The organism is Methanohalobium evestigatum Z-7303, assembly GCF_000196655.1.
GTDB classification, from domain to species: Archaea; Halobacteriota; Methanosarcinia; order Methanosarcinales; family Methanosarcinaceae; genus Methanohalobium; species Methanohalobium evestigatum.
This window is the reverse complement of the sequence record NC_014253.1, coordinates 187,196-205,781: the sequence shown is the minus strand read 5'-3', so window position 1 is coordinate 205,781 and position 18,586 is coordinate 187,196. Positions and strand designations below refer to the sequence as shown.

The 18,586-nt window shown below is 37.6% G+C and carries 23 protein-coding genes and 1 tRNA gene; 12 read left to right on the top strand and 12 right to left on the bottom strand.

Annotated features, from left to right (window positions below):
• The first annotated feature begins 31 nt into the window (after positions 1-31).
• From cobD to METEV_RS00985, 6 genes are all read left to right on the top strand, one after another.
• Positions 32-1,519: a threonine-phosphate decarboxylase CobD gene (cobD, locus tag METEV_RS01010; protein WP_013193701.1), complete on the top strand. Its 1,488-nt coding sequence runs from the start codon at positions 32-34 to the stop codon at positions 1,517-1,519.
• A complete protein-coding gene (locus tag METEV_RS01005) occupies positions 1,516-2,508 on the top strand; it encodes a cobalamin biosynthesis protein (RefSeq protein ID WP_013193700.1) in 993 nt (330 codons plus the stop codon). Before cobD ends, METEV_RS01005 begins: the two co-directional genes overlap by 4 nt.
• 29 nt (positions 2,509-2,537) lie before the next feature.
• Positions 2,538-3,095: an alpha-ribazole phosphatase CobZ gene (cobZ, locus tag METEV_RS01000; RefSeq protein ID WP_013193699.1), complete on the top strand. Its 558-nt coding sequence runs from the start codon at positions 2,538-2,540 to the stop codon at positions 3,093-3,095.
• Positions 3,096-3,116: 21 nt separating this feature from the next.
• The gene (gene cobS / locus METEV_RS00995; RefSeq protein ID WP_013193698.1) at positions 3,117-3,935 is read left to right on the top strand and encodes an adenosylcobinamide-GDP ribazoletransferase; all 819 of its coding nucleotides are present in this window, start codon (positions 3,117-3,119) and stop codon (positions 3,933-3,935) included.
• The gene (locus tag METEV_RS00990; protein WP_013193697.1) at positions 3,920-4,546 is read left to right on the top strand and encodes an NTP transferase domain-containing protein; all 627 of its coding nucleotides are present in this window, start codon (positions 3,920-3,922) and stop codon (positions 4,544-4,546) included. Before cobS ends, METEV_RS00990 begins: the two co-directional genes overlap by 16 nt.
• A gap of 170 nt (positions 4,547-4,716) precedes the next feature.
• Entirely contained in the window at positions 4,717-5,457 is a 741-nt protein-coding gene (locus METEV_RS00985) for an RAD55 family ATPase (protein WP_013193696.1), read from the top strand.
• 28 nt (positions 5,458-5,485) lie between these two features.
• Here the strand turns inward: METEV_RS00985 and METEV_RS00980 are convergent, their stop codons facing one another.
• A complete protein-coding gene (locus METEV_RS00980; RefSeq protein WP_013193695.1) occupies positions 5,486-6,169 on the bottom strand; it encodes a DUF5591 domain-containing protein in 684 nt (227 codons plus the stop codon).
• A gap of 110 nt (positions 6,170-6,279) precedes the next feature.
• On the opposite strand from METEV_RS00980, the gene METEV_RS00975 reads away from it, so the two are divergent.
• Positions 6,280-6,654 (top strand): helix-turn-helix domain-containing protein, encoded by a 375-nt coding sequence (locus METEV_RS00975; RefSeq protein ID WP_013193694.1) that lies wholly within the window; start codon positions 6,280-6,282, stop codon positions 6,652-6,654.
• Between the two features lie 9 nt (positions 6,655-6,663).
• On the opposite strand, the gene METEV_RS00970 is transcribed toward METEV_RS00975, so the two are convergent.
• Genes METEV_RS00970 through METEV_RS00960 form a run of 3 tightly spaced genes read right to left on the bottom strand, consistent with a single transcriptional unit; the run spans position 6,664 to position 8,781 of the window.
• Positions 6,664-7,839, bottom strand: coding sequence for an aminotransferase class I/II-fold pyridoxal phosphate-dependent enzyme (locus METEV_RS00970; protein WP_013193693.1), 1,176 nt, complete (start codon positions 7,837-7,839; stop codon positions 6,664-6,666).
• A 22-nt stretch (positions 7,840-7,861) separates the two neighbouring features.
• The gene (locus METEV_RS00965; protein ID WP_013193692.1) at positions 7,862-8,353 is read right to left on the bottom strand and encodes an Lrp/AsnC family transcriptional regulator; all 492 of its coding nucleotides are present in this window, start codon (positions 8,351-8,353) and stop codon (positions 7,862-7,864) included.
• Positions 8,354-8,403: 50 nt separating this feature from the next.
• On the bottom strand, positions 8,404-8,781 hold the full coding sequence (locus METEV_RS00960; protein ID WP_013193691.1) for a 30S ribosomal protein S8e: 378 nt from the start codon (positions 8,779-8,781) through the stop codon (positions 8,404-8,406).
• A 258-nt stretch (positions 8,782-9,039) separates the two neighbouring features.
• Between METEV_RS00960 and METEV_RS00955 the strand changes: the two genes are divergently transcribed.
• The gene (locus tag METEV_RS00955; RefSeq protein ID WP_013193690.1) at positions 9,040-9,351 is read left to right on the top strand and encodes a hypothetical protein; all 312 of its coding nucleotides are present in this window, start codon (positions 9,040-9,042) and stop codon (positions 9,349-9,351) included.
• A 99-nt stretch (positions 9,352-9,450) separates the two neighbouring features.
• Positions 9,451-10,365 carry a ribonuclease Z gene (locus METEV_RS00950; RefSeq protein WP_013193689.1) on the top strand — a complete coding sequence of 305 codons (915 nt, stop codon included), beginning with the start codon at positions 9,451-9,453 and terminating at the stop codon, positions 10,363-10,365.
• 6 nt (positions 10,366-10,371) lie between these two features.
• Here the strand turns inward: METEV_RS00950 and METEV_RS00945 are convergent, their stop codons facing one another.
• Both METEV_RS00945 and METEV_RS00940 read right to left on the bottom strand, forming a co-directional pair.
• Complete coding sequence (locus METEV_RS00945; RefSeq protein WP_013193688.1) at positions 10,372-10,644, bottom strand: hypothetical protein; 273 nt, start codon at positions 10,642-10,644, stop codon at positions 10,372-10,374.
• A gap of 42 nt (positions 10,645-10,686) precedes the next feature.
• Positions 10,687-11,769, bottom strand: coding sequence for an AAA family ATPase (locus METEV_RS00940; RefSeq protein WP_013193687.1), 1,083 nt, complete (start codon positions 11,767-11,769; stop codon positions 10,687-10,689).
• 251 nt (positions 11,770-12,020) lie between these two features.
• On the opposite strand from METEV_RS00940, the gene METEV_RS00935 reads away from it, so the two are divergent.
• Together METEV_RS00935 and METEV_RS00930 are read left to right on the top strand one after the other, a co-directional pair.
• Positions 12,021-12,797 carry a sulfide-dependent adenosine diphosphate thiazole synthase gene (locus METEV_RS00935; RefSeq protein WP_013193686.1) on the top strand — a complete coding sequence of 259 codons (777 nt, stop codon included), beginning with the start codon at positions 12,021-12,023 and terminating at the stop codon, positions 12,795-12,797.
• A 92-nt stretch (positions 12,798-12,889) separates the two neighbouring features.
• Positions 12,890-12,961 (top strand) — tRNA-His (locus METEV_RS00930).
• A gap of 193 nt (positions 12,962-13,154) precedes the next feature.
• Here the strand turns inward: METEV_RS00930 and tnpB are convergent.
• The 6 genes from tnpB to METEV_RS00910 all read right to left on the bottom strand — a co-directional run bounded on the left by tnpB (position 13,155) and on the right by METEV_RS00910 (position 16,968).
• On the bottom strand, positions 13,155-14,273 hold the full coding sequence (tnpB, locus tag METEV_RS00925; protein ID WP_049891231.1) for an IS200/IS605 family element RNA-guided endonuclease TnpB: 1,119 nt from the start codon (positions 14,271-14,273) through the stop codon (positions 13,155-13,157).
• A gap of 101 nt (positions 14,274-14,374) precedes the next feature.
• Positions 14,375-14,587 (bottom strand): hypothetical protein, encoded by a 213-nt coding sequence (locus METEV_RS00920; protein WP_157197244.1) that lies wholly within the window; start codon positions 14,585-14,587, stop codon positions 14,375-14,377.
• A gap of 186 nt (positions 14,588-14,773) precedes the next feature.
• Positions 14,774-14,923 carry a PAS domain-containing protein gene (locus METEV_RS12185; RefSeq protein WP_157197243.1) on the bottom strand — a complete coding sequence of 50 codons (150 nt, stop codon included), beginning with the start codon at positions 14,921-14,923 and terminating at the stop codon, positions 14,774-14,776.
• Positions 14,924-15,069: 146 nt separating this feature from the next.
• Positions 15,070-16,485, bottom strand: a complete 1,416-nt coding sequence (purF, locus tag METEV_RS00915) for an amidophosphoribosyltransferase (RefSeq protein ID WP_013193684.1) — start codon at positions 16,483-16,485, stop codon at positions 15,070-15,072.
• Between the two features lie 49 nt (positions 16,486-16,534).
• Positions 16,535-16,696 (bottom strand): 50S ribosomal protein L37e, encoded by a 162-nt coding sequence (locus METEV_RS11895; RefSeq protein ID WP_013193683.1) that lies wholly within the window; start codon positions 16,694-16,696, stop codon positions 16,535-16,537.
• A 53-nt stretch (positions 16,697-16,749) separates the two neighbouring features.
• Complete coding sequence (locus tag METEV_RS00910; RefSeq protein WP_013193682.1) at positions 16,750-16,968, bottom strand: LSm family protein; 219 nt, start codon at positions 16,966-16,968, stop codon at positions 16,750-16,752.
• A gap of 241 nt (positions 16,969-17,209) precedes the next feature.
• On the opposite strand from METEV_RS00910, the gene thiD reads away from it, so the two are divergent.
• Positions 17,210-18,538: a bifunctional hydroxymethylpyrimidine kinase/phosphomethylpyrimidine kinase gene (gene thiD / locus METEV_RS00905; protein ID WP_013193681.1), complete on the top strand. Its 1,329-nt coding sequence runs from the start codon at positions 17,210-17,212 to the stop codon at positions 18,536-18,538.
• Positions 18,539-18,586 lie beyond the last annotated feature (48 nt).

Genomic DNA, 18,586 nt, shown 5'->3' with positions numbered 1-18,586 from the left:
ATTTGCACCAAATTAAGAAGGTTTGATTAATTTGTCATCTGAAAACACCGGTCTACCTGTAAGGTCAGAAATCCTGCAACTGCAACCATGCGTACATGGAGGATTGGTTCGCGAAACCGCCCAGAAATACAACCTGGATGAATCAGATTTACTTGATTTCAGTGCAAGTCTGAATCCGCTTGGCACACCTTTCCAGTACTACAACTGCAGTCTCGAGGAACTTGTAAGCAACAATACGGAAAAGCTTACCCGTTATCCTGACAACCGTTATCTTGAATTCAGGGATGCTGCAGCAGGGTTTATCGGTAATCAGGATAGGGAAAACATTATACCCGGAAACGGTTCGTGTGAACTTATTAGACTGGTGGCAGAATGCGTGGTCGAAAAGGGCGACCAGGTGATAATACCCCAGCCAACTTTTGATGAGTATGAACTCCAGTGCAGGATTTTCGGTGCCAGACCCGTATATATCAATTATAGTGAGATTCCCCAGATTTCAGACGAACTCCTTAACAGCTCAAAGATTCTTTTTGTTTGCAACCCCAACAATCCTACAGGTGAACTGCTGTCAAGGTCTATACTAAAGGATTTGGCGGACCGGTGTGCAGAAACCAGTACCCTTCTGTTTGTGGACGAGGCGTTTATCGAACTTTCAGACCCTGAGCAAAGCGTTGCTGAACTCGTAAAGGACAACAATTTTGTGTTTGTCATGCGCTCACTAACAAAATCGTTTGCTATACCGGGCATACGTGTAGGGTTCGGTGTTGCATCACAAAAACTGGCAAATGTGCTTGACAATGCTAGATTGTCATGGAACATGGGTTTTGTATCCGATGTTGTAGGTACTAAATTACTGAAGATGAAAGGCGGTGTTTACAGTTCATATTTCAGGGATTCAAGGAAAATGATTGACAGGGAACGCAAGTATCTCATCGACAGAATTTCACGGATTCACGGGTTTACTCCACTGGACAGCAGTGTGAACTATATACTTGTGGATGTGAGTGAATCTGTGATGGATTCTAAAGAACTCTCACAGAGACTGGCTGCAAGAGGCATACTTGTAAGAGACTGCAGTTCGTTCTGTTCACTTGGTGACGAGTTTATCAGAGTCGCTGTCAGAAATTCGGAGGATACCGATAAACTGGCCAAAAATATCGGTGAATTGCTTACTGAATGGGGACAGGAGCAGGGAAACAAATATTTGGAATCCAAACTGGAATCTGCATCAACAGGTAACCATTCAGGCAGAAGCACCTGTGAATATTATCCCTGCCACTATCCAGGGCAGGATTGTACTTTTTGTTTCTGTCCTTTCTATCCATGCGAAGATGAGAGGACAGGCGGCCAATACATTAAAAGTACTGGTGGGGGAAAAGTATGGAGCTGTTCTGACTGTCATATTATCCACAGGGAAAAAATTGTAGAGCAGGTACTGGATGTTCTCATGGATGAAAATGGTGATACAAAACAAAACCTGAATAAAGCTTGGGAAAGGATAGTGGAGCCTCTTCTATGATTGGTTTTCTAACACCTGATGCTGAATTCTTTATATCGGTTCTTATTATAGCAACAGTTTTTGATTTGCTTGTTGGTGAACCTCCAGCTTCAATCCATCCTGTGGTCTGGATAGGCAAATTTATAGCCTTCATGGATAAATCATCCCCCGATAAATCCAGAAAATTATACGGGATATTTCTTGCTGCTATATGTATAGTGTTTGCATCAGCTATTGGTTATATTATCACATTGTTTACTGCAGCATCATATATACCAGAGACTGTTGCTATTCTCATCTCAGCCTATTTTTTAAAATCCACATTCGCTATACGAAGTCTTATCACACCAGGTCAGGATATTTACAATGATTTGATTCAAAATCGTCTGGATGATGTTCGTTCAAAATTAAAAATATTTGTCAGCAGAGACCCATCCGAACTAAACAGTAGTCAGATGTCATCCGCTGTGATAGAATCAACATCTGAAAACTTTACAGATGGAATTTTAAGCCCAATATTTTATTATTCAATTCTTGGACCCTTTGGACTTGTGGCTGTATATGCCTACAAAGCGGTTAATACGCTGGATTCAATGATCGGTTACAAAAATGATGCCTACAAAGAATTGGGGTATGTATCCGCAAAACTTGATGATATACTAAACTGGATTCCCGCTCGAATATCGGTAGTATTTATCGCATTATCCGCGTTTGTGGTCAATATTTTTGTCGAGAAAAAACTCAGCATCATCGATTCATTAAAATGTGCCTACTATGAAGGTGGGCTCACATCATCACCTAATTCTGGATACCCCATGGCTGCTGTATCTGGGGCTCTCAGAGTCAAACTTGAAAAACCGGATACCTATACTCTCGGTGATAGCTTCCCCGGACCTGAACCCTCTGACATTAAGAGGGTATCCCAAATTATTATATCTGCAGCAATAATATCCATAATTATATTTTCATTGATTATTTATGGTATTATGAATCTAATTGGTTATATCTAATCCAAAAGGTTTTGTTAAAGAGGATTGTTATGAAATTATCAGATGTAGATGAAAAAGACCTGAAAGGCGAACAGCCTGAAGAACTTGAAGAAGAAAAATACGATAATGAAATATATAATGTTATGGAAAAAAACGGTGTAAGTAAAAAAGATATTATAGATACTGCAATGGAATTGTATTTTTCACATCCAGGACTTGAAACCAAAGAAAAAGCAGAAAGTATATTCATAAGAGAACTAGACATCGCATTTTCAGACCCCAACCTCTGTATACTGGTATATTCAGGAATATTGCTTGAAAAAGAAGGTAAAGAAGGCTCACTCCCCAATCTGAGTAAGAGTTCCTATGAAAAAGACCTCTCTTTTATTATTGCCGATGAAGTACTCGGTATGAGCATTTCAAAATACATAAGTGGAGATAAAGGGATGTTTGAATATGTCCGTTTTGATAAGGAAAAACCAGGTATTCTTTCAAAGCTTGGACCATTTATGGATGATGTAGTTGCAGGTATTGTAGGCGGTGTTTCTGCAAATATGTATACAAGAGCCATAGCAGAAATGGACAACAATAATGATTCTAGTGAATAAAACGACTGGTGTGGTTGTGGAATGAATTCATATTTACTTGCAGTAAAATCAGGTTTCGGATTTCTGTCCACCATACCTTTCGGACTCACAATGGAAGGTCTTGATGAACTGGTAAAAAGAATATACCTGTTTCCGTTTGTAGGCATTGTTATCGGTCTTATTATAGGTACATTTGCTTATCTTTTTGGTTTTGTATTCCCCCCTGTTATCAGTGCTGTCGCCATTATCATCACGGTATATTATTTTACAGGATTTAACCATCTTGACGGGCTTGCTGATTTTGGAGATGGACTGACAGCTCATGGGTCACGTGAAAAGAAAATAAATGCCATGAAAGACGTATCATTAGGAATCGGCGGAGCGGCGTTCTGTGTACTGGGACTTGTCTCATTATACGCTGTTATAACCACTTTACTGGATGAAAGTCTGGTTCAGAATATTAATTTGAGCACCAGCTTGTTGATATTTTCCTCTCTGGTTGTTGCAGAGATATCAGCAAAACAATCGATGCTCACGATTGCAGCATTTGGCAAATCCATACATGAGGGACTTGGATCAATGGTTATTGATAATACCACATTTCCTAAATTCATTATAGGACTTGCCGGTGGAGGTTTCTTCTGCTGGTTGGTGCTTGGAATTTTTGGTATAGTTGGGTTTATTGCAGCAATGATATCTGCATTAATAATATTAAATATTACAAACCGCCATTTTGGTGGTGTGACTGGTGATGGACTGGGCACATCCAATGAAGTCGGTCGGATAATTACATTGTTAGCCGTATTTTTAATGATAAAAGGAGGCTATACTGGAGGTGTGATGATATGGACGTTGTTGTAATGGCTGGTGGACGGGGAACAAGACTCGGAATGGGAGAAAAACCCTGTGTACAGCTTCTTGGGTCACCGTTGATAAGCTACGTTATTGACGCTCTCGAAAAAGCAGATAATATTGACAACATATATGTTGCTGTATCTCAGGCTACCCCTAACACTGAAATTTATGTATCCAATCAATATCAAAACAGGGTAAACGTTATAGAAACCGCAGGCGGAGATTATGTAGGCGATATGATATATGCAGTTGAAAACGCAGGTATAAAAGAACCTGTCATGATTATAATGTCTGACCTTGCTCTGATAACCCCCGAATTAATTGACAAAATCGTAGATGAGTATCGCGAATGTGGTAAACCTGCTCTTTCTGTACACATTCCGATATCCGTATGCAAAAATCTTGGCATAAGACCTGATACAGTATTTCACAGAGATGGAAACCTGATTGTTCCTACTGGTGTTAATATCCTGGATGGAAAATACATCAGGCAAGAACAAGATGATCACAACCTTATAATGGATCATCCCGAACTTGCACTTAATATTAATACTGCTGATGATCTGGAACGTTGTAAGAAAAAATTACTGGAAAGGTCTGGACAAACATCTCAATAAATTAATTTATATATTAACCTCTCATAATAAACTATTTGAATAAATCCAACAAAAAATAAAATTATATCTGTGTAAACACAAAAATGTATATACATGACACTCCAAATAATTGAATTAATTACTTAAGGTTAAAAACCAAGTTTATTGATAGACCTATCAGGTGATTATAAATGGCAGAAACACCACAGGAAGAGACATCTCAACCAGAGAGAGTTAGTACAGAGATACCAGGCTTGGACGATATGTTACATGGGGGATTCTTTACAGAAACTGTTAATGTAGTTTCTGGTAATTCAGGTACTGGAAAAACTATATTTGGGTCACAATTTTTGTATGAGGGGGCTAAAAAAGGCGAAAAAGGAATGCTTATAATAACGTCTGAAGAATCCAAATCACTGGTTAGAGAAATGAAAACCTCTTTTGGTTGGGATTTGAAAGAAATGGAACAACAGGGATACATTTCATTTGTGGATATAACAGACCCAAGCCTTCGTCTACAAAAAAGTGTGGAAATCGCACCATCAGAGCTTATAAAAAGCTTTAAAAAACTGGTTGAGAGTAAAATAGAAAAAGAAAAACCGGAACGCGTTTTTGTTGATTCAATAGAAGCTCTCTTCCTGGCGATAGAATCAAATTATAAACTAAGGACAATGGTTGATGATGTATTCAGTGTATTCAGAAGCCACGGTGTAACTTCAGTTGTTACAGTAGGAACTCTTTTTGAGCTTAACGATGTAGTTGAATACGGTGCTGATTCAGTCATAAAGCTTGAACGTTTCAAAACTGGAAACACTCTCCAGCGTTCGATCTATGTCATGAAAATGCGGGGTTCAAAAACCATTAATGAAATCAGAGTGCTTAATATATCGGATAACGGTATGGGTGTACTTGCACAATCTCCATACCTTTAACCTATTTTTATCAAATTCATTTTAAAATTTAGAAAAGGTACCAGTCATTATCGTTTTCTGAATGCTCTTTATCTATTGCAACTGTCTTTTTTTCAAGTCCCATTTTTGTTGTTATGGCATCAGAGAAATCCTGAAGATAGTCCTTCTGGTTGAGGCTTCCATAGATAAATTTTTTATCCAGATGGATGTTTTTCTGAATCGTATCTTCTTTAGGAACGATTTTTACATCTATATCCACCATTTCAACTGCTTTTTCCATTGCCTTTCTGAAATCCCCTATACAATAAGCTATCCTGTGTTTGTATTTGTACCTTGTTTTTTCAAGATAGCGTGCCAGACGTTCGCTTTCCATTTTTATGAAATCCCGTTTTATTTTCGGTACATCACATTTACCAAGCATAAACTGATAATGCATGAAAGGATACTGGTTATCAAGTTCTCGGGGTGTTACACCACATGTACCAAAAACGACCACATGAACCTGTTCAGGGTTCAGCAAACCGAATATTACCTTATCAAAGGTTTGGTGCGAAGGACTTTCATGATACGGTTTCTTCTTGGCACAGGGCACAAAAATACAGACATCTCTTTCAGGTGGTTCATATTCATCCAGTATCCAGTCATTTGCACGTTTCATATCCGGATGATAAATAATCTCGTCTGTATCCAGTGGTTTATCAGAACGCTCGTCTTCAGGAATTATGGGTTCCATTTTAATTGCGGGTGAACTTGGCAAATTATATATATAATTAACGATATGTTTATTATGGTTTTGGATAAACTATACAAAAACTATCAATCCATAAAACGAGTGATTTATAAATGGCACATTCTATTCCCGAAATGCTGAGAGCAAATTTTAATTGTGATGATGTAGCAAAATGTATCCTTGGACTAAAAGAACTTGATTTACAGGCATACAAACTGTTACTTGTAAACGGTCCCATGACAGCCGAAAAACTGGGAAAACTGCTGGACAGAGAACGCAGCACATCCTACCGTTCACTGCAAAATCTTATATCATGCGGACTTGTTTATCGTGAAAGCCGGTCGATTGATGTTGGAGGATATTATTACGAATACGTGGCAATCAGCCCCGAATCCGTCAAAAAAATGATGCAGGACAACATCGATGACTGGTACAAAAAAGTAAGTTCGCTTATCGACAACATCGATGAGGAACTGGCTGTGGATTGATAATATCAATCAGGTTTTGTTAACAAACGTTTCAATTCTCTCAAGTGCTTCCTGTATCTCATCTTTTGATGCCGCATAAGAACATCGCAAAAATCCCTGTCCTGCTTCACCAAAAACATCTCCAGGAATGGTTACTACTTTCTGGTCATCCAGCAGATTTTCTGCAAATTCGGATGATGTCATACCGGTACTTTGGATTGATGGAAATGCATAGAACGCCCCTTTTGGCTCAAAGCATTCCAATCCTATTCTGTTGAGACCATCTACGATGAGATTCCTTCGTCTGTCGTATTCACGAATCATTTTGTCAAGTTCATCATTACCGTTTCTCAATGCTTCCATCGCTCCAAGCTGGGCTACGATTGGTGCACAGAGCATGGTATACTGATGTATCAACATCATTGAGTTTATAATCTCGGAATCACCGAGTGCGTAGGCTATCCTGAAACCCGTCATTGCATACGATTTTGAAAAACCGTTCAACAATATCGTGCGGTTTCGCATACCTTCAAGAGACGAAAAACAGGTGTGTTCACCTTCATACGTCAGGCAATCATACACCTCATCTGAAATAACCATCAGGTCATTATCAACCACCACGTCAGCTATAGCCTCAAGGTCAGCTTTATCCATGGTGGCTCCTGTCGGATTGTTAGGGTAGTTCAGTACTACAGCCTTTGTATTTTCAGTAATGACATTTTTCAGTTCTTCAGGTGTTATTTTGAAATTATTGGACATTTTTGTAGAAACAGTAACCGGCACTCCGCCTGCAAATATTATCGATGGTACATATGCAACATAAGACGGCTGAACAACTATTACTTCATCACCAGGATTAACAATCGCACGGATTGCAATATCAAGTGCCTCACTGACACCTGTTGTTACAAGCACTTCAGATTCAGGGTTGTATTCAACATTGTACTTTTTTGAGAACAATTCAGATATCTGTTCTCTAAGCTCTAAAAGTCCATAGTTTGATGTGTAGGATGTTTCTCCCTGTTCAATTGAATGTATGCAGGATTCTCTTATGTGCCACGGAGTTATATAATCAGGTTCTCCTACACCAAGAGATATAACATCATCAGCCTCGCATACAATATCGAAAAAACGTCTGATTCCAGATGGTGGTACTTTCTTTAGATGGTCTGCAACAAAACAGGAAGGATCACATTGCGGCCTCAATAATTCGTCACCTTATGTTTTTTTATGGGGATACGGGCAAACGTTTAATCTTTTCAGGTTCATCGAATATAAAACCGTCTTCTTTATAGGTTTTTAAAACAAAGTGAGTGGATGTACTATGTATCTGTTCAAGGGTTGCTATTTTTTCTGCTACAAAAAATGCTACTTCCTTCATAGACCTGCCGCGCACAGTAATAGATATATCGTGGTCTCCTGAAATCAACCTTACCGAGCGTACTTCTGGAAACTTGTAGAGACGCTCCGCTATCGCCTGATAACCCTGCTTCCTCTCAAGTACAACTTTTAACTCGATAATCGCATAGACATAATCTTCACCCGCCTGCTCCCAGTCAATAATAGTCTTGTACTTGCGAATGATTTTATCCTTTTCAAGCTTTGAGATTATATCATTGACTTCAGTTACAGGCAAACCTGTTTGAGAGGCTATATCTTCAGGCGTTGCACGAGCATTCTCTTCCAGTATTTCCAGTATGTGCCAGGTATGTTTATCCATACTTCATTCCTTTTAAAACAAAATCAATAAGAGAGGCGGGTTTTTGTTATTTATTCAATCAAAACTGCATTTACAACGCCATCCTGACCAGGACGACTTGTCACTTTAGCATTGCCCAATCCTGTTTTGATTACTGAGCCTTTTGTAATGATATTACGTCTCATGTAGTGTACATTTGCCGGATTCTCAACCACATTTTCAATAGTTGATTTCTGGGTTGTTCCATCAGCAGGATTGGTTACATTAGCTTCATTGCATCTGAGAAGCCTGTATTTGCGGTTACATCCCCTTGATGCTATATTTTTCCTTTTGGTCTCACTCACATATGTTTCTGTTGATTCTCTTCCTATTTCATGCTTCCTTTTCCCACGGACAGGTGTTATTTTGGCTCCACTTGGTGTTCTTTTTGATCTTCCTTGCCACTTCATAATTTATCCTCTTGTATTATTGAATATATAAAATGTAATTCATATTTATAAAGCTTGTAGAATTATATTATATCAACTGGAGATTTTATTACTTGATGGATTGTATAAGAAGTTTTCGAATGGTTACCGCCGTTACTACTCTATAATTCGATTTTTAAAAAACAAACACAAATAAGTAAATTTGTGTAAATAATTATATGTAACGTACAAATAAACTATTCCTTAAAGTAGGGGATTATAAATCAAGGGGAGTTACTTATGACTTGGATTAAGGCATCAACAACAGGATGTAAGGATTTATCGGGTCTTAATATACCATATTTTATAAATTCGAAACATATCATGCATATAGAATTAAACCTTAACCGGAGGAACTTGGCTGTTGAAGTGTCCACAATCGATGGCTGTAGACATTACATATTTGATGCAAATGATTACTTTGACATACCTTATAGTAAACTGAAATGCGATGATATAGAGAATTTACTCATGAAAATAATTAGCATAATAAAGGACGCCGATAATAGAAATATAGAAACATTAGACCTGCAGAAATCACTGGACACCTGAATTTGTTATATCAAGTTGGGTTTTACTATACTACATGGATTCGAACAATTTTTAGCAATAGCTAAATATTTCTCCAGCCATTATTAATCGGACATGTCAATGTTAAAAATCACTTTCCTCGGAACTGCCGGTTCATTACCGACACCATACCGTAATCCACCTTCAATATTAATTAAAAAAGATAGCGAACTTTTAATGTTTGACTGTGGTGAAGGTGCACAGCAGCAGATGATGCGTGCAAGGACCGGGATGATGTCATTGTCATCCATATTTATTACACATTTCCATGCTGACCATGTCCTTGGAATACCCGGACTTTTACAAACAATGTCGTTTCAGGGTCGCACAGAACCTCTATATATCTATGGACCTGAAAAAATAGACGTATTCATCCAGATACTTACTGCTCTCGGATACTGTCAGCTGGGTTATGAAATAAAAACTGTAGAGTTAAAACCAGGAGACATCATAGAAAAAAACGGATACCATATAAAAGCATTAAAAACAGAACATGGTGTCAAAAGCATTGGGTATTCACTTGTTGAAAATAAACGCCCCGGTAAATTCGACAGGGATAAAGCAGTATCTCTTGGAGTACCCCCGGGACCATTGTTTTCGAAATTGCAAAAGGGAAATCCTGTTGAAGTAGACGGTAGAACTGTGCATCCAGAAGAAGTGGTAGGTGAACCAAGACCCGGAAGAACTGTTGTATACAGCGGGGACACCAGACCCTGTGAGGATGTATTCAATGCAAGCTTGGAAGCTGATGTATTAATCCACGACGGGTCTTTGGATGACAGCCAATCCGAATGGGCGGCTGAATCCATGCACTCTACTGCAAGTGAAGCTGCAGAGTTGGCTAAAAAAGCCGGTGTTATTAAACTGGTTCTTACACATATTAGTTCAAGATACACCGAAGATGAAAGTCCTCTTTTAAACGACGCAAATGAAATATTTGAAAATGTTGTTATTGCAGACGACCTGATGGAAATCAACATCCCGTATAAAAAATAAAGAATTTTAAATTATCGTCCAGTCGAGCTTATTGTTGTTTTCATCATACAAAGTAACTTCCATTGTCCTTTCATCATCCTCAAAAACCATGTTTACTGGATTCACATAGACATAAGCCGTGTCCCCCTGCTGGAGAGTACAATCTTTGGGTTTTGTCCTTCCAAAGTATATACGACCCTCTGTGTCAATGTCTTCTACAACTATTCCTTTAAATCCGAGTGGATTATCAACTACATTTACCACTCTGCATTTTAAATATCTTGGACTGGGTTCACTCATACAAACACCTTGGATTTTGGTTTAATAGAATTAAAAATAGAATCAGATATACATACGATTTTCTGTTTTTGAGTTGTTTTTCTTTTGCAACCTGGAAACGGTGTCTTCCAGATATCTGCCATTAACTTCTTCTTTATCATCAATGATAGTCTGGTGAAGCGATACTTTCAATACTTTTTCTACAATATCTCTGCCCGAAAAACCCTGTGTAAGCTTTGCGATTTTGGATATATTAACATTTTTAATGGGCAACGGAAACGTCTTTATGTTGGTTTCAATAATTTTTAAACGCTCATTCTCATCAGGAAGGACAAATTCAATCTCTTCTTCAAATCTGTTACTAACAGCTGAATCAAGTGTATCTTTTCGATTGGTTGCACCTATTGTACATACCCCTTTACGTTCAATGATTCCATCCATCTCAGTAAGCAGAGCATTTACAATTTCAGCAACATCCCCTCTAAGCTCCTGATACCTTCTGTCAAGTGCAACTGCATCAAGTTCATCGATAAATATTATACACGGAGCCATATTCTCTGCACGGTCATAAACCTGATGAATCTGTTTTGCTCCTTCTCCTACATATTCACCTATAAGTTCAGTCGCCTTTATAGTGATTATAGGTACATCAGTTTTATTTGCAAGTCCCTTTGCAAGCATAGTTTTTCCAGTTCCAGATGGACCATAGAACAATATATTTCTTGGTGCCCATTTACCAAATTTATCAGGATTTTCAAGGAATTTCTCAACAAGCTTGCATTTTTTACGTGCATTATCCTGACCTATTACATCATCAAAGTTTATATCGGTGTTAAGTTCTGAAGTTTCCACATTGTTGTTATCTTCCATTACAATAATAGTCGTGTATGGACCAATCACCGACTCTGGTGGATCAACATCTATTATTTTATAGGCAAAATCAGGATACATTCTGCGGTCAAAAAGATATTCACCTTTTCGTGCAAGATGTTCTTCCCATTGTTCTCGTGCATAGCATTCAAAAACTTCAGGATTTTCTATTTCTGGATAATCCTCAAATATACCTGATAGAGGGTAACCTACAGGTTTTAGAATTATTTTCTCTGCAATATTATCCATAAAATCGGCATCACTATTCAGTGTCATATTTTGATATTTTTGATAGTATCGTACTATAATACCAACTCTTGATTGTTATATATAATAAAAGAAATAAAGAATTAGTTAAATATTACCCCAATATATTCAATTTACTTCAACAATTATAAATAAGCACTACCTATAAAATAAACATATCGGTAATCCTATACTATTTATTGAATAAAAAAAGCCCAACAACTTTAAGATTAATTACACAGATTCCATTCACCTATTGATGATTGATGAGGTCGAATAATATGGAGCTTGATGACATTACAATTACAAAAGCCATAGTTGATGATTTTTCTAAAACATTTATTGACTACACCGAAGTTGATGTGGCACTTGTTGGTGGAGGACCTGCAAACATGATTGCTGCCACACGCCTCGCCCAAGAAGGTTATAAAGTCGCACTTTTTGAGAAAAAACTTGCACTTGGAGGAGGCATGTGGGGCGGTGGAATGATGTTTCCACGTATTGTTGTTCAGGATGAAGCCCGTAAAATACTGGAAGAATTCGATATTAACCACTATGAATACGATAATGAGAAAGGTTATTACATCGCCAATTCAATTGAATCCGTATCCAGACTCATAAACAAAACCGTGACTTCAGGTGTTCAGGTATTCAATCTGGTAAATTTTGAGGATGTCATGATTCGCGAAGATGACCGTGTTACAGGTATTGTTATCAACTGGACAGCAGTATCCATCGCAAACCTTCATGTTGACCCACTTACCATACGTGCAAAAGTCGTAATCGATGGCACAGGGCATGAAGCAGTAGTATGCAACACCGTTCAAAGAAAGATTCCAAATGCCAAATTTGAAGGTGTTGTTGGAGAACGACCCATGTGGGCTGACGCTGGAGAAAAAAGCCTAAAAGAAACCACCAGAGAAGTATATCCTGGACTTATCGTTACGGGCATGGCAGCCAACGCTGTTGCAGGTGCGCCCAGAATGGGTCCAGTCTTTGGTGGTATGCTGCTTTCTGGAGAAATGGCGGCAAAAATTGCGATGTCAAAACTGGATTGATTTCCAGTTTTATTATTCTATTATTATTTCAGGGAAAACATTTATTTAAGAAACGCACATCTATAGATTGCTTCTAAAAGATATAAATCTATGCCGGGGTAGGGTAGCGGTCATCCTGTAGCCCTGTGGAGGCTATGACCCGAGTTCGATTCTCGGTCCCGGCCCTATTAAATTTTAAAATTATTTTGCAGGTAAATTGATATACACTGCTGTTTCTCGTTTTTTTTACTATACAGACAGATATATCCATTATGTTAATCTACAACCTTTTTATGTGAACTACCACTTGGCTAAAGACCAAGTGGCTTCCTGTTTCATCCTTTTCCCTTATGGGAACAAGTCCACAGGCTCTACCCCTCATCCCGAAGGTGAAATTAGATTCTGTTTATCCAGTGCGAATTTTTTAATGTTAACTGATGCGTTGATGTCCCTATCATGTTCCGTTTTGCAGTCAGGACATTCCCATTCTCTGTCTTTAAGTTCTAAATCCTGATGATAATATCCACATACATGACAGATTTTGCTTGATGGGTCGAATCGTCCTATCTTGATGATATTTTTACCGTACCATTCTGCTTTATACTCTAATTTCTGAACAAAACTACTCCATGAAGCATCGGTTATATGCTGTGCCAGATTATGATTTTTCAGCAGTCCTTTTACATTCAAACATTCCAGTGCTACAGCTTGGTTCTCGCTTATCAACCTGGAACTTAATTTATGCTGGAAATCTTCTCTCTGATTAGCAATTTTCTCATGATATTTTGCTATCTGATGTTTCAGTTTCCTGTGATTGTTAGAACCCTTCTTTTTTCTGCTGAGCCTTTTCTGTAATACCTTCAATCTTTCAATTGAATTTTTCAGGTATCTTGGATTATCGATTTTTTCACCGTCGGATGTTACAGCGAAATCTTTGATTCCTACATCGACTCCTATAGTATTAACTTCGTAAAATGTCTGTTTTTGTGGTAATTGTTTGTCGTCATCGACTAAAATACTGATATAATATTTTCCTGTCGGTGTTCTTGTTATAGTTGCAGTCCTTTGTTTACCATCAAAACTTCTATGCAGCCTTGTTTTTATCCAGCCGATTTTAGGTATGTATACTTTATTATTCTCAAAATCGACTTTATAATACTGAGGAACAGAAAACGATTGTACTGGGTTTTTCTTGGATTTAAACTTTGGAAAACCTGATTTTTCTCTGAAAAATTTGGTAAAAGCATTTTCCAGGTTAAGAGTAGCTCCCTGTAATGATTGTGAGTTAATTTCATTCAACCATTCATGATCTTGTTTTAATACCCTTATCTGTTTGTTCAATTCAAATCTTGATATTGCTTTACCATCCTGCTCATAAGATTTGATTTTGTTCTCCAATGCCCAGTTGTATATGAACCTACAAGCTCCTATATGTTTTGCGATTAACTCCTGTTGGATTTGGTTTGGATACATACGATACTTGTAAGCTTTTAACATACCATAATTATTATGATTTAACATTATTTATATGTTAAGTTATATATTGGACGGTATTCAGCCCTGATGCTGAAGACATCAGGGTTTTCTACCTTCCATTATTATAAATGGACATAACCTTTAATTAACCCCACCGGGTTAAGAAGGTCATGGCGCATGATGTCAGCAAAAATATCTTTGAATTCGTTTAAACGTTGCAGGTCTTCATTTTTAGACACCAGTCTTTCATGTTCAAGTTTCTTTTTTGTAACATCTATATGGTACACAAGAACTTTTGCAGGATAATTATTGGATACTGGTACCACTTTCATCATAAACCAGCGGTATTCATATGGAGAATGGTAGGGATATTCCAGTTCAAAAAAACTTTTCTCGCCGTTTATAACTTCGTTTATCCCTTTAGACGCATCTGATGCCTCATCAGACCATTCTCCTTTCGATTCATCACATAACTTAAGGTAATTAGTACCTTCACTACATGTTGAAGGGTCAATACCGTTTTAGAGGGCGAATTGTCTCCAGTTCTCATTTACATAAATTATATTCCCAGATTCATCAAGAACTGCAAGATTATCCGGCAGAGATTGAACTAAGTATTGAAAAAAATCAGAGTCATCTGCACGACACTTATTGTTATTAGGTTCGCTCATATTATCCGATAAACTATGATTAAAGTATGGAAATATTCAAAAACCGCTATTACATTAATTTTGTTAATACAATATTATAAATAACTTTAGTTATTTTGTAAGTGGTAAATAATTAAAAAAAGGGTATTAAATTGTTTATAACATATTTAATACTCAGACAATCGTGACTGTAGATGAGCACAGCATTCTTCACCGTAGATTTCAACAGGATACCTACCTGTTAAACATCCAAGGCATAATTCGTTTTTATTAATTCCTATCGCTTCTACAAGCCCATCAATACTCAGGTATCCAATAGAATCCACTCCAATCATATCCCTGATACCTTCTATGGTGTTTTGAGATGCTATCAACTGTTCACGGGTTGCCATATCAATTCCCAGATAGCAAGGTGCAATGATTGGAGGGCTTCCTATTCTTGCATGAACTTCTTTGGCTCCCGAATCACGAATCATATTGACAATTCGCTTGGATGTAGTCCCACGTACAATACTATCATCGATTAAAATTAACCGTTCCCCATCAATATTATCAGAGATAGTATTCATTTTAAGCCGTACTGCTATATCACGCATTTCCTGTCCCGGCAATATAAAAGTCCGACCTATGTATCGGTTTTTCATCAAACCTTCACTGTATTTGATACCTGATTCTTTGGAATATCCTATCGCAGAAGTTATTCCTGAATCAGGCACGGGTGATACTACATCAGATTCCACCGGATGTTCATCCGCAAGAACCCGACCTATTTTTTCTCTGACTTTATAAACCAGTTTGCCATCGATTATTGAATCTGGACGTGCAAAATAGATGTATTCAAAAACACAGTGAGCTGACCTTTTTTCATTATCCAATTGATAACTTTCTATTTCGCCGTCATTAAAGAACAGAACCTCACCGGGGTATACATCCCTTAACAGTTTGCCATTGAGTGTATCGATTGCTACACTTTCGGATGCAACTGCATATCCACCTTCAACCTCTCCAATACAAAGAGGTTTAATACCCAATGGGTCTCTTACTGCTATCAACTGACCATCAATTAAAATTGTAAGAGAGTAAGACCCTACAAGCCGTTGCATCACCTGACGAATCGAATCAAAAATGTTGTGTTTTAAAAGCTGTTTTACAAGTAAATGGGCTATCACTTCGGTATCAGAATCTGTTATAAAAATACGACCTTCAGATTCAAGTTCATCCCTGAGTTCACAGGCGTTTACAAGATTGCCGTTATGCGCTATGGCAACCGTTCCACCTTTAAAATTAACAACCAATGGTTGACAGTTTTCAATTCCGGAATTGCCAGATGTAGAATATCTCACATGACCGATACCAACATTCCCGGTCAGGTTTTTAAGGTCGTCCTTAACATATACTTCGGGTACAAGCCCCATCCCTTTAATAGAATTTGCAGAACAGCCATTATGGATGGTTATACCTGTAGATTCCTGCCCCCGGTGCTGTAGTGCATATAATCCGTAATAGATTTGGAAAGCGGATGAATTTGATTGTGGTTCTGCTTCAGGCAAAACCACTCCTACTACACCGCATTCTTCTTTCATTTAAATCTCTATCGTTTTTTATAGGGGTTAATTTATAAATAATTAGCGTTTAGTTTTTATTCCAGTTATAACTTCTCATTCGTTTAGTTTTACCAAACCCACATGACTTGCACTCTTTGTCTCGTACGTTGAATGACATGCTACCACATCTTCTACATTTTGTATGTGTTCGTTTTTGTCTTTTTCCAAATGATTCAGTTCCTTTACTCATTTAATACCACCTGATTAATAAACCTCAATTTAATTGTCATGTTATTATTATATTCATGGAGATACGTATACTACATTATCTCCCCTTATCACTACACTACCAAGTTTGCGAACGATTTCCCCGTCATTTAGCTCTTCTGCATTATCAAGAACAAGGTTCATATGTACATCATATCCCTGGAGTTCGCCTCTAAACTCCCGTGAACCTCTCAATCGCACGATTACTGGTGTATTCAACGCATTATTCAGTATATCCAGAGGTCTATTACCCATATTTAACCATCCAATTATTTATAAAATAGACATTTATTCGTATGTAAATTATTAATCTTATTAATACAATCGATTGTTTTGTAATTTTTGCTGCTTCAATGTTGTTTATGCAGTATATATAATTATCGAAACAACATACAAACAGTATAAAATTATAAACAATGATCTGTTATTTATAAATTTACTATTCCGCAGGTTATTTAACAAACTGTACATTAACATGATTTAAAAGGTGGATAATATGGATAAACTACCGGTTGCATTTACAATTGCTGGTTCGGATTCTGGTGGCGGTGCAGGAATTGAAGCGGATATAAAAACTTTTGCCGCTCTTGGAGTTTATGGAACCTGTGCCATTACATCGGTTACAGCCCAGAATACAGAAGGTGTTATATCTTCTTACGACCTCCCGAAAAATATAGTTTCCGAACAAATTGATGCTGTATGCAAGGATATGAATGTTGGATGGACTAAAACCGGAATGCTTGGGTCAAATGAAATAGTAAAAACCGTTGCAGATTCAATCAAAAAACATAACCTCTCGATTGTTCTTGATCCAGTCATGGCTGCACAGGCAGGAGGCACGCTACTTAAGGAAGACGCAATGCCACTTTTGACTGATGAATTGCTGCCTTTGTGTAAAATTGTAACCCCCAACACAGAGGAAGCCTACAAGCTTTCTGGTATTTACATAAAGGATTTGAATGACGCACGTGATGCCGCCAGAAAAATTGCTGAAAAAGGAAAATGTCATGTGATAATTACCGGTGGACATCTTGAAGCTTGTGACCTTGTTTATGATTACGAAAAAGATGATTTTACAGTAATATACGGTTCATTTGTTGAAGGAGGTACCCATGGTTCAGGATGTACCTACTCATCAGCAATTGTATCTTACCTAAATAAAGGTTTCAGCCTTGAAGATGCTGCAAAATATGCAAAACAGTTTGTTGAAAACGCCATAAAAGAAAGTCTTCATATAGGAAATGGAGTTAATCCGGTAAACCAGTTAGCAGATTTGCATGACAACTCTGAACGCTACAAAGTTATCCAGAATTCAATGGATGCACTGGACCTGTTACAGAATAACCAAGCGTTTACAAATCTGATACCTGAAGTGGGAAGCAATATAGCAATGGCGATTCCAAATGCATCAGAAATATCAGATGTTGCTGCTGTAGAGGGACGAATTGTACATCTAAAAAAATATCCAAAACCAGTCGGATCTATTGATTTTGGAGCAAGCAGTCATGTTGCAAGGATTGTTCTTGCGGCTATGAAATTCAACCCTGAAATAAAGTCTGCTATCAATATTAAATATACTCCAAGGATATTGGACATTTGCAACGAGATTGGATATGATATTTCGTCATTCAACCGTGCTGATGAGCCGGAAGAAACCAGCACAATGGATTGGGGAGTTACATTTGCAATAAGTACTTATGGCACCGTACCTGACGCAATATATGATAAAGGTGGTATTGGTAAAGAACCCATGGTTCGTTTACTGGGCAAATCAGCAGTAGATGTTGTTAACAAAGCCATCAAAATTGCGGAAAAATGCGTTTAAAACCGATTAACAAAATGGATTTATAATAAATCAACTACACTAATGTAC